The organism is Methyloglobulus sp. (genome assembly GCF_046714055.1).
Lineage (GTDB): Bacteria > Pseudomonadota > Gammaproteobacteria > Methylococcales > Methylomonadaceae > Methyloglobulus.
In genome coordinates, this window is sequence record NZ_JBKKBJ010000229.1 from 1 (window position 1) to 9,925 (window position 9,925).

The 9,925-nt window shown below is 46.9% G+C and carries 11 protein-coding genes and 1 riboswitch; of the genes, 4 read left to right on the forward strand and 7 right to left on the reverse strand.

What is annotated here, in order from left to right; all coding sequences use genetic code 11:
- Both gluP and rpoH read left to right on the forward strand, forming a co-directional pair.
- Positions 1-957, forward strand: a 957-nt coding sequence (gluP, locus tag ACLQ6D_RS13785; RefSeq protein ID WP_411727892.1) for a glucose/galactose MFS transporter, incomplete at its 5' end; no start/stop codon positions are given.
- A 508-nt stretch (positions 958-1,465) separates the two neighbouring features.
- Positions 1,466-2,323: an RNA polymerase sigma factor RpoH gene (gene rpoH, locus ACLQ6D_RS13790; RefSeq protein WP_411727893.1), complete on the forward strand. Its 858-nt coding sequence runs from the start codon at positions 1,466-1,468 to the stop codon at positions 2,321-2,323.
- 103 nt (positions 2,324-2,426) lie between these two features.
- Here rpoH and ACLQ6D_RS13795 read toward each other — a convergent pair whose 3' ends face one another.
- Positions 2,427-2,663, reverse strand: a complete 237-nt coding sequence (locus tag ACLQ6D_RS13795; protein WP_411727894.1) for a TIGR02647 family protein — start codon at positions 2,661-2,663, stop codon at positions 2,427-2,429.
- Positions 2,664-2,826: 163 nt separating this feature from the next.
- Positions 2,827-4,137, reverse strand: a complete 1,311-nt coding sequence (locus tag ACLQ6D_RS13800) for a TRZ/ATZ family hydrolase (protein WP_411727895.1) — start codon at positions 4,135-4,137, stop codon at positions 2,827-2,829.
- 61 nt (positions 4,138-4,198) lie between these two features.
- Here ACLQ6D_RS13800 and mtnA point away from each other — a divergent pair, with 61 nt between their 5' ends.
- On the forward strand, positions 4,199-5,233 hold the full coding sequence (gene mtnA, locus ACLQ6D_RS13805) for an S-methyl-5-thioribose-1-phosphate isomerase (protein ID WP_411727896.1): 1,035 nt from the start codon (positions 4,199-4,201) through the stop codon (positions 5,231-5,233).
- A 32-nt stretch (positions 5,234-5,265) separates the two neighbouring features.
- On the opposite strand, the gene ACLQ6D_RS13810 is transcribed toward mtnA, so the two are convergent.
- The 5 genes from ACLQ6D_RS13810 to ACLQ6D_RS13830 form a co-directional block, all read right to left on the reverse strand.
- Positions 5,266-5,856, reverse strand: a complete 591-nt coding sequence (locus tag ACLQ6D_RS13810) for a DedA family protein (RefSeq protein WP_411727897.1) — start codon at positions 5,854-5,856, stop codon at positions 5,266-5,268.
- A gap of 205 nt (positions 5,857-6,061) precedes the next feature.
- On the reverse strand, positions 6,062-6,628 hold the full coding sequence (locus ACLQ6D_RS13815) for a hypothetical protein (RefSeq protein WP_411727898.1): 567 nt from the start codon (positions 6,626-6,628) through the stop codon (positions 6,062-6,064).
- Between the two features lie 22 nt (positions 6,629-6,650).
- Entirely contained in the window at positions 6,651-6,923 is a 273-nt protein-coding gene (locus tag ACLQ6D_RS13820; RefSeq protein ID WP_411727899.1) for a type II toxin-antitoxin system YafQ family toxin, read from the reverse strand.
- Positions 6,923-7,195, reverse strand: a complete 273-nt coding sequence (locus tag ACLQ6D_RS13825) for a CopG family ribbon-helix-helix protein (RefSeq protein ID WP_411727900.1) — start codon at positions 7,193-7,195, stop codon at positions 6,923-6,925. Before ACLQ6D_RS13825 ends, ACLQ6D_RS13820 begins: the two co-directional genes overlap by 1 nt.
- 104 nt (positions 7,196-7,299) lie before the next feature.
- Positions 7,300-9,174, reverse strand: a complete 1,875-nt coding sequence (locus ACLQ6D_RS13830) for a TonB-dependent receptor domain-containing protein (RefSeq protein WP_411727901.1) — start codon at positions 9,172-9,174, stop codon at positions 7,300-7,302.
- Between the two features lie 112 nt (positions 9,175-9,286).
- Positions 9,287-9,518, reverse strand: a riboswitch (cobalamin riboswitch).
- 85 nt (positions 9,519-9,603) lie between these two features.
- On the opposite strand from ACLQ6D_RS13830, the gene ACLQ6D_RS13835 reads away from it, so the two are divergent.
- Complete coding sequence (locus tag ACLQ6D_RS13835; protein ID WP_411727902.1) at positions 9,604-9,795, forward strand: hypothetical protein; 192 nt, start codon at positions 9,604-9,606, stop codon at positions 9,793-9,795.
- Positions 9,796-9,925 lie beyond the last annotated feature (130 nt).

Sequence of the window (9,925 nt, forward strand, 5' to 3'; positions counted from 1 at the left end):
CATTGGTTACGCAATGACTCGACGCGATGTCGGAATGCTTTGCATTTTCACTACGCAAAAAAACGCTTCGTGAAAACGCCCAGCCCTATCGCTTCTGGGGACTACTCGACTCCTGTCTCGCAGCGGACGCTTGCACCTTATTTCGGGGCATTATTTATTCTTAGCACGGCAGTTAAAACTCCCGATGAAATTAACCAGCTGAACGTTGATGCCTTATCCGCTTATCAGGCTATGGAAGCGGCGGCAGTGCAACATCCTTATCTGCTGCTGGCGGCAGTGTTATTTGCGTTATCGGGTATCTTCACCCTCGTCAAACTGCCCGCTGTTAAATACCAGGAAGCTCAACACGAAGATATTCAGGCTCAGCATTCAGGTAAACCATACCCGAGCGCGTGGCATTACCCGCATCTGGTATTTGGTGCTATTGGCATTTTTGTTTATGTCGGAGCTGAGGTTTCCATCGGTAGTTTTCTGGTAAGTTTTTTGACTGATCCAGCAATCTCCGGATTAACCCCGTCTAAAGCCGCCAAATACGTATCGTTTTATTGGGGAAGCGCGATGGTAGGCCGCTTTATCGGCGCTGCTGTCCTGCAGAAATTTCAACCGGGTAAGGTGCTCGCGTTTAATGCAACAATAGCGGGTTTATTAGTGGTAGCGACTATTTTCACTACCGGTTATGTTGCCATGTGGACGATTCTCGCGGTAGGCTTCTTTAATTCCATCATGTTCCCTACCATTTTTTCTTTGGCCGTGAGAGGACTAGGGAAATATACCGGCCAGGGCTCTGGTATTTTGTGTTCAGCAATCGTCGGCGGAGCCATTCTTCCGGTTGTACAAGGCTTTTGTGCCGACCGCATCGGTATACAACTCGCTTTTTTTATTCCCGTGCTGTGTTATACCTACATTGTTTACTATGGCTGGAGAGATTGGGTGTTGCATTCGGATCTCCACGTGTAAATTGTTAATAAGTTGAAGAATGGATCTCATTAAGATTGGCGACTCTATATTAAGGGAAACCAGAAAATAAAATACCTTCGAATACAGTACATATTTAAGGCAGTTTTTGAAAACTTCCATTTAACCCCCAAGGGCTGCTCCTGGCCGTAAACGGCACTTGGTCATCCATCAGGCAATCCTTTGAATACAGTAGTATTATGCGAAGCGAAACAGCGCATCGTGTGGGTGAAATCGGTCTTATTTGTCTCATCATGCTAATATAATTCACAAGGCAATGAGCTTTCCATAAGAGCGTGTATGTGAGGCTTCGCATAAACGCTCGATTGCCCCCTAAGTCCAAAATTGAACAAACGTCTTGATTTTATTGGAATACGAACGACAACAGACACTAACGTAGGTTTTCTTATTAGTGGATTTCAGGTTCCAAGTTAAACTTTTCATTATTATTAGCACTCTTATTGCTTGAGTGCTAAAATTATTGTAAGTTTTTAACTTTTTGGAGTTGCAAATGAGTGATGTAATCACATTACCTGTCAATTTATCGGTAGGTACGTTCGATGCTTATTTGAATGTTGTCAGGCAAATGCCTAAATTGACAACGGAGCAAGAGCGCGAATTGGCGATCAGGTTCAGGGACACTGGCGATTTGGCAGCAGCCCGCGAACTGGTTATGGCAAACCTTCGTTTCGTAGTCCATGTTGCCAGGGGCTATAGCGGCTATGGGTTGTCCATGCCGGATATAATCCAGGAAGGCAATGTTGGCTTGATGAAGGCCGTCAAACGGTTCGATCCCGAGTTGGGCGTGCGCTTGGTTTCTTTTGCTGTCCACTGGATCAAGGCGGAAATCCACGAATTTGTCATCAAAAACTGGGGCATCGTCAAGATTGCAACCACGAAAGCACAACGTAAGTTATTCTTTAATTTGCGTAAATCCAAACAGGATTTGGGATGGCTGTCGAATGATGAAGCAAAGGCAATTGCCAGTGACCTGAATGTTGAAGTCAGCGCTGTTTTTGAAATGGAAAAGCGTTTGGGTAGCAGGGATACGTCTTATGACATGCCGGTAGGTGTGAAAGCCGATGAAAATTGCCTGGAGCCAGCCAGCTACTTATACCAGCAAAGCGACGATCCGGCGGTACAATTAGAAAATGCCGAATGGCAAGGCCATGAGCAAAAGTTGTTGTCGAAAGCGTTGGATGGGCTGGACGAGCGCAGCCTGGATATTGTCTCCAGCCGTTGGTTAGCCGAAGAAAAGGCAACACTACATGAACTCGCCGAACGGCATCAGGTGTCTGCCGAAAGGATCAGGCAATTAGAACAGAATGCCATGAAAAAATTGCGGGCCGCTGTGGTTTTCGAAGCTTAATTCCCGTCAAAATTCACTTCTAAGGCTTAGAGCGTAGGCGCTAAGCCTTTTTTATTGTCTTTTGGGCGCTTACTTTGAAGCCAAACAAGTCTTTGGCTTATGATCAAGATGGGTTCAACAGCCCTAGCATGGCGTGAGCATGCTCCGCCGCTTCGTGTCCAAGCGTAGTCAAGTAACCGCCGTCTGCCAGCGTTACCAAACCTTTATGAAAAAGCCGCCGAGTCGCATCGATGGTGGCGGGCGCGGCTGTTGTGTGGACTTTTATACCTTCAAGCGTAGTGGTCAGTTTATAGCGGACGAGAATGTTCAGTTCGTCCAGGTTATCTTGGCTAAATTGCATGGTGCGATCTCAGGTATGGGGTTGGAGTCAGACAAAAATCAAATTTATCCACTGTGGCTAATAGTATATGGGATAGTTGCTTAGCCGTAAGAGTTTTTGAAGAAATGGACGGATTAATTTGTATAGCTTTTTGGGATAGTGCATATGTCGCGAAACGGAAGCTTCAACTCGATAGCCGATGTTGCCATTCGGCACACCTTGCTTTCAAGACAGCTAAATTGACGGTGGTAAGTTGCCGTTGTTTTAGGAGTTGTTTCCCTGCAACCCAAACATCCGTGACTTGTTGTCTGCTGGCGGCATAAACGATTTGCGAAACAGGGCAATATAAGGGTAGTGTTTCCAGGTGATCCAGGTCTATGGCAATGACATCGGCGGATTTGCCGATAGCAAGGGAGCCGGTTTCTTGCTCCAGGCCCAGGGCTTTGGCGCCGTTGATGGTCGCCATGCGTAAAGCCGTCATCGCAGGAACGCTGCTGGCATCTTGGGCAACAGCTTTGGCAAGCAGGGCGGCAGTACGCATCTCTCCTAACATATCCAGGTCATTATTACTGGCCGCGCCGTCAGTCCCCAGGGCTACGTTAATGCCAGCGCTAAGGCACTGGGCAACTGGGCAAAAGCCACTGGCGAGCTTAAGATTGGATTCGGGGCAATGGACGATATGGGCGCCGGATTCGGCAAACAAACTGATTTCGTCGGCGCTCAATTGGGTCATGTGGACTGCGATAAAGGAAGGGTTAACAAGGCCAAGGTTATGCAGCCTTTGCAGAGGCCGCTGCCCGGTATGGACCAGTGCCTGTTCGACTTCATGCAAGGTTTCATGGACGTGCATATTGATCGGTATTTCAAGTTCGTCCGCCAGTGTCCTGATTTTTTGCAAGGGATCATCGGAAACGGTGTAAGGTGCATGGGGCGCAAAGGAGGTTGTGATGAGCGGTTGGTGGCGCAGTTGATCGTGAATATCGAGCCCTTTGGTGATATAAGCCGCGCTGTTTTCCGCCCAAACTGTCGGAAAATCAATGACTATCAATCCAACGCTGGCACGTATGCCATGTTGTACGGCTTGCTGGGCCGTTATGTCTGGGAAAAAGTACATATCATTGAAGCAGGTCGTGCCTCCCAGTATCATTTCGGCTATCGCCAAATCCGTGCCATCCTTAACAAAGGATTCGCCCATCCATTTTTGTTCCAAAGGCCAGATATGGTTTTGCAACCAGTCCATTAAGGGCAGGTCATCAGCAATACCGCGCATCAAAGTCATTGCCGCATGGGTGTGGCAATTGATGAAGCCGGGCAGCAAGGCGTGAGCGTCAAGAGTTTCAGTAGTTGTGCCTTGATACTTCTGCTTGGCTACGTCGGTGGGTAGTAGGTCGATAATCCGGCCCTTATCAATGACCAGGGTATGGTATTCATAGGTTACGGATTCTGGTTCAACGGGTATAATCCAGCGGGCATGGATAAGGGTATCGACGATCATGACAATTTCCAGGGTTAAATCGCTGAATTATAACTTTTTAGCTTGCGTTCTTAATAAACAAATGACTAACAAATCCTCCGGCGTACAAGCCTTGCAATGGACGGGGCATTCTTTAAAAGTATTGGATCAACGGCAGTTGCCAGAAAAAATCAGCTACGATGAATATACCGATACCCACGGTGTTGCCGAAGCCATAGCCACCATGCGTGTGCGCGGCGCTCCTGCGATTGGCATTGCCGCCGCTTATGGCGTAGTGCTTTCTGTTTATCGGCATTATTCACTATCAGTAGATAACTGGCGGCAGCACGTTCTGGCGGATATTGAGTTGCTGGCAGACTCTAGGCCGACAGCGGTGAATTTGTTTTGGGCTTTAAATCAGATGAAAGCTGTTTTGGATGGGCAACAAGATAATCCTTTACCAACCGTTCTTGCCTGTGCGGAAAAAATCCATGCCGATGATATTGCCGCCAATTATAAAATGGGTGATTCGGGTGCGGATATTCTGGCGAATGCCAAAGGCATCATGACGCATTGCAATACCGGGGCTTTGGCAACCGGTGGTTATGGCACTGCGCTGGGCGTGATAAGGAGCTTGTATGCAAGAACCCCCGTCAAAATTTATGCAGGCGAGACACGGCCTTGGCTACAAGGGCAAAGATTAACGGTATGGGAGTTAGCGCAAGATGAAATCCCGGTAACCCTGATTGCCGATTCAGCTGCCGCCTGGTTGATGAAATCGGGCGCAATTGACTGGGTGGTGGTGGGTGCAGACCGCATTGCGCTGAATGGCGACGTAGCCAATAAAATAGGCACTTATTCCCTGGCCGTGCTGGCTAAACAGCACGATGTCAAGGTGATGGTGGTAGCGCCGACATCGACGATAGATGGGAGCATACAAACTGGCGACTACATAAAAATCGAGCAGCGGCAGCAAAGCGAACTGTTACCTGCTTGTTATAAGGATAATGCTTTGGTAAGCGCGTGGAATCCGGTTTTCGATGTCACCCCGGCGAAATTGATTTCAGCCATTGTGACTGAGCGGGGTGTGGTGGTGAATCCTGTCGAGAGTGGGGTAGGTGGGTTATTAAAAATCTAATACTGTATTTTAGTTGAGATCAAGCCCCCTATCTACTGGTTACGATGCCGCCGTTTTTGTAAGAAATATTGTTCCAATTTTTGAAAATAAGTATGAATGGCAAACAGAAAGCCCACCGCGATGGGTAGAGCGTAATACCACTGATCTTTGGAAAACGCCAATACGTTTAAAATTTCGGCGCCAAAGATATAAGCAGGGGTAATCGTAATTGCCGCCCAAACCCATGCGCTGAGCAAGTTGATTGCGGCGAATTGTTTTGCCGGATATTTAGTGATACCGATAGACATGGGGATAACGGTACGCAAGCCATACATATAACGCTGCATGAAGATAATCGGCCAGCCGTATTTTTTTAACAGCAAATGGGCAATCGCAAATTTGCGTCGCTGTGCATGAAGTTTGCGTTGGATAAGGCCTTTGTTAAAGCGGCCTATGTAGAAATAGATTTGGTCACCCGTGAAGCCGCCCAAGCCCGCCACAAATATCGCCATGAAGTAATTCATGTCGCCGGTATGGGTCATTATTCCGGCCATAATCAGCCCCATTTCGCCTTCGAGTATGCTCCACAGGAATAAGATTGAATAGCCGTATTCCTTAAGCCAACCGATAAATAATTCTTCCATCAATTCTCAACGTGGGTGAAAGACTGCCCTGTAATTATATATTGACGCAAAAATATCAGGTTTATTGTTATCAGATTTTCGAAAAGGTTTTAATAATGGGTGGTTGCGTTGATACTGCCATTTACCGCTTATAAAACTGTTTAATTATGCCAGTTATTTCTCTTTTGTGCGTTTTATCTTCAATAGCGCTGGATAGGGGGGGTTATCACGATTCAGCAACAGCTATCGCAGTTGCTTTCCACAATTTAACAATCGCTAACCCAATGACTATGTAAATCAATGCCGCACTCAGATAAGGAGGGTAGTATTGGGTGGTTTGGGTAAGGTATTGATTCCAGGACAACTGTCCAAAACGACCGGAGAATATATAAAAACTGCCGCTTGAGATTACAAATGCACCTGTTGTGGCAATAACTGCCAGCCCAAAGGTTTTGAGCGAATCAACAAAACTCAAGGATTTGTGTGCCTTGCAGTAACGACCGGCAAACCACATCACCGCATAAGTCGGGACTAAGCAGATGTAGGCCGGGGAAATGCAAAAATCGCTGACGCTAAATTGCGTGATCGCCAGGTAATCAATAACGACCGCTTCAAGCAATAACAGGGCAAAAAACCAAAGACTGCTGAATCCTATTCCAGCCAGAAAAAATACCGCGAGTGAGGCATCCGGCAATGAGAATGCGGAACCAAAGTGAAATAAGCGTGTTAACGCCATTAATCCCATCACTGCAAGTGGCAAAAATTCAATTCGTTGCCAAGGTTTGATATTCATTTGTTATCTCCAACAGGTTCTTTTATTGACCAAAAAGGTCGGAATGTGTGCCGGTACGCTCAAAGCGAACTACTTCACCGTCCACGCGGTAAATCAATACCCAATCGGGTTCGACGTGAAGATCGCGCCTTGGCTTCCATTCGCCTTTCAACGGGTGGTCGCCAAGCTCGCGGGGGAGAGCTTGGCCAGCCAGTAGCAGGCCGATAACGCCACGCAGCTTGTCCATATCCTTGCCGCGTTTTTCCGCTAGCTTCACGTCGCGTTTGAATTGGCCGGAGTAGCTCGGCAAACGCATCAAATACCCAACTGTTTGAACAGGTCTGCTGCACTGGAAGCGTAGAACACGTCTTCGCCTCTATCGCTTTTGTGGAGTGTTTCAGCGGTCAATGCGTTGGGCGTTTCGCTGTCTTCAATGTAAAGGCGCATCAGGTCACGAATGATTTGGGCGGCAGGGCGATGGCGGTTTGCTGCCACGGCCATGAACTGGTCGCGTAGCTCCGGTTCCATCTTGATCGACATTTGCACTTCTTTAGCCATATTAGCCTCGCTAGTTTGGGTGGTAAACATCTCTATTTTAAAAGGTATCCATCCGGTATGCAATGGATGCCGTTCTGATAAAGGCATATTCCCGTGAAACGTAAGGTTAAAATAAGCTGTCTATGGCTGTGATGTCAGTTATTATAATGGATAGCGATAAAGAAGTTTCTATCGGCTGTGTTATAGGTGTTCACAGTTTGATATTGTTTATCGAGCAAGTTGTTAAGTTTTGCGCTCAGCATCCAGTTTTTGTTGAAGTGGTAGGTGGTGCGTAAATCAACGGTTACGTAACCGCCCACTTTTATGCTATTGGCAGGATCATCAAAACGGTCGCCTTGTGCCAAAACAGTCGTACCGACATCGAACTGTCCGAAAGAACGTGACAGGTCAAACGAAAGCGATTTTTCAGTACGGCGCGGTAGTCTCAAGTTGGTTTCGCGGTTTTTGGGGCTGATGAGATTCATGCTAAGTTTGCTATTCCAACCCATTACTTGAGTGGCTAGTTCAGCTTCAATACCATCAATTTGCGATTTTCCAATATTTTGTGCGCTAAATTGGAATGTGACCGGATCCATGACGGGCGTAATTAAATTATCAATATTGGTATGGTAAGCCCTAACTTCCCATTGCAGCCATTTATGATGGTCACCTGCTAACCCGACTTCAAATGAGGTTGATTCTTCGGGTTTCAAGTCGGGATTGCCGAAATCAGGGAAATAAAGCTGATTGAACGTCGGCGCTTTGAAGGCGTTGCCAAAATTGGCAAAAGGGCTGATACCAATATCACTGTTATAACGCCAGCCAAAATTGCCGGTTACATAATCGCCAAAAGCTTCATTTTCATCCCAGCGCAATGAAGCATTGATAAAATGGTTGTCCAAAATTTGGCTATGCAGTTCACCAAAAATGCCTACATCATAGCGGGATCGCTCCTTATAGGCATCAAAGACAGGGTTAAAAGTATCAAGATCGGAACTATCGGCTTCATCCAGGCGGTAGTCCGAACCTAAAATAAATTGATGGTTATCATTGATATGGAATTCGTTCAACCAGGTGGCATTCCAGCGTTGGGTATAAAAATTAGATGAAAAGGAGTTGTCTGGCGCAAATTGATCATTATCGTCAAAACTTTGCCCAAGACGCAGAGTTGACTTCCAATTATCAAAGATATTCATACTGCCCGATAGTGCAACAACTTGGTTCACGAATTTTGTTTCATCCTGAAACGTACCATCGTACCTAGTTTTACCTTCATAACGCATAAAAGAAGCTTCAATTTCGGCATTATTATTAAAGCGATGTCCAGCACGGGCATTGACTGCAGTATTGTAGTAGCCATCATTATCCGGCTGATTAAAACCAAAAGGGCCGGGTACAGGTTGCCGTGCATTGAAGCCTTGAGTGTTGTAATGCGATGCACCAACAGAGTACCAATTGTTATCCCATTTACCGCTGACTGTACCGGATGCTTTCAGTGTATCGTAACTACCGCCACCCGCATCCAACGTGACCTTGGGCTTATCGCCCTGACTGCCTTTGCGGGTAAAAATCTGGATCACCCCGCCTATCGCTTCCGAACCGTACAGGCTAGATAGTGGGCCGCGAATGATTTCGACGCGCTCGATCTGGTCGATGGGGATAAATTCGAAGGCAGTAGTACCCAAGGTGGCCGAGCCTACCTTGATGCCGTCGATCAACACCAGCACATGGTCGGAATTGGTGCCACGCATAAAAATACTGGTGATTTTACCGTCGCCGCCTTGCTGGGTCATGTCGATCCCGGTTGTACCGCGCAATAAATCTGGGAAAGTTTTCACTTGTAAACGTTCAATGTCTGCCCTTGTGTAGACTGTTGTCCCAGCAGATAACTGGTTTTTTGCGGTATCGATTCTGGTTGCTGTGACAACCATTTCAGGAAGTGCTACTGAATCAGTAGTAGGGGTTTCCTGTGCCTGTAACGGGATATTAAAACCTGCAAGCAATAGAGCGCTGAATAGTAATTTTTGCATGATTGTCCTCTGCGCCGCCCGCGCATGGTGCGTTTGTGTAATCACAAGGGAGGACAAGAAGACGAGAGTACAGTTTGGGTGCGCCGTCGTTTTCGTAGACAGCCCGCCGCTGTGCCGAATCGTACTTCCGGGCCGGTCTCCGGGCTTGTAAGTGGCAAAATCCTAGGGCTTGCCTGAACCATCACCTTCCCATGCAAAAAACACAGTGGCACAAAGATGATTCTTTACTTACATACCGTTGCGGGGGCAGCGTCGGCATTGGCTGGTTTGATTAGGCCTTACCGACTTCCCGTTTAACCAGTGGGTTGCAAAAACCTGCTGGAACCTGAAAGCGAGGGTAAATTATAGGGAGTTAGGTTGATAAAGCAAGAAAAGATGTTAGATAATTTCTAAAAATCCCCTCCCCCTCTGGGCATAGGCATCTACACAATGCGTCATCTCGGCAGGGATTGCCGAGATCCAGAGGCCATGGATGGCAATACTAAACATCACCAACCATTTATTAGCCGTATGGAACCCTTTTTGGGCTATTTTTCACATCCCTGTGTCATGGATTCCGGCAATCCATGCCGGAATGACGACGTTTTAAAGATCTCCTGTGGGCTGGTCGATTACCATTGAATCATGCATACCATCAACGTCTGGTGTAAGTCAATCAGAAAGCCATGCCCCAATATTTCTCCTCAAGGGCTAGCTAAACTATTAAAATACAGCAAATTTCTAATTTTTCGGTTAAGGCGATTGAAATATG

Excerpts from the sequence above, each read along its gene's own strand:
- ACLQ6D_RS13810 (WP_411727897.1), bottom strand. The coding sequence starts at position 5,856 with ATGGAAGAATTATTTATCGGTTGGCTTAAGGAATACGGCTATTCAATC.
- ACLQ6D_RS13815 (WP_411727898.1), bottom strand. The coding sequence starts at position 6,628 with ATGAATATCAAACCTTGGCAACGAATTGAATTTTTGCCACTTGCAGTG.
- ACLQ6D_RS13835 (WP_411727902.1), top strand. The coding sequence starts at position 9,604 with ATGCGTCATCTCGGCAGGGATTGCCGAGATCCAGAGGCCATGGATGGC.
- ACLQ6D_RS13800 (WP_411727895.1), bottom strand. The coding sequence starts at position 4,137 with ATGATCGTCGATACCCTTATCCATGCCCGCTGGATTATACCCGTTGAA.
- ACLQ6D_RS13820 (WP_411727899.1), bottom strand. The coding sequence starts at position 6,923 with ATGCGTTTGCCGAGCTACTCCGGCCAATTCAAACGCGACGTGAAGCTA.
- ACLQ6D_RS13795 (WP_411727894.1), bottom strand. The coding sequence starts at position 2,663 with ATGCAATTTAGCCAAGATAACCTGGACGAACTGAACATTCTCGTCCGC.
- rpoH (WP_411727893.1), top strand. The coding sequence starts at position 1,466 with ATGAGTGATGTAATCACATTACCTGTCAATTTATCGGTAGGTACGTTC.
- ACLQ6D_RS13825 (WP_411727900.1), bottom strand. The coding sequence starts at position 7,195 with ATGTTTACCACCCAAACTAGCGAGGCTAATATGGCTAAAGAAGTGCAA.
- ACLQ6D_RS13830 (WP_411727901.1), bottom strand. The coding sequence starts at position 9,174 with ATGCAAAAATTACTATTCAGCGCTCTATTGCTTGCAGGTTTTAATATC.
- mtnA (WP_411727896.1), top strand. The coding sequence starts at position 4,199 with ATGACTAACAAATCCTCCGGCGTACAAGCCTTGCAATGGACGGGGCAT.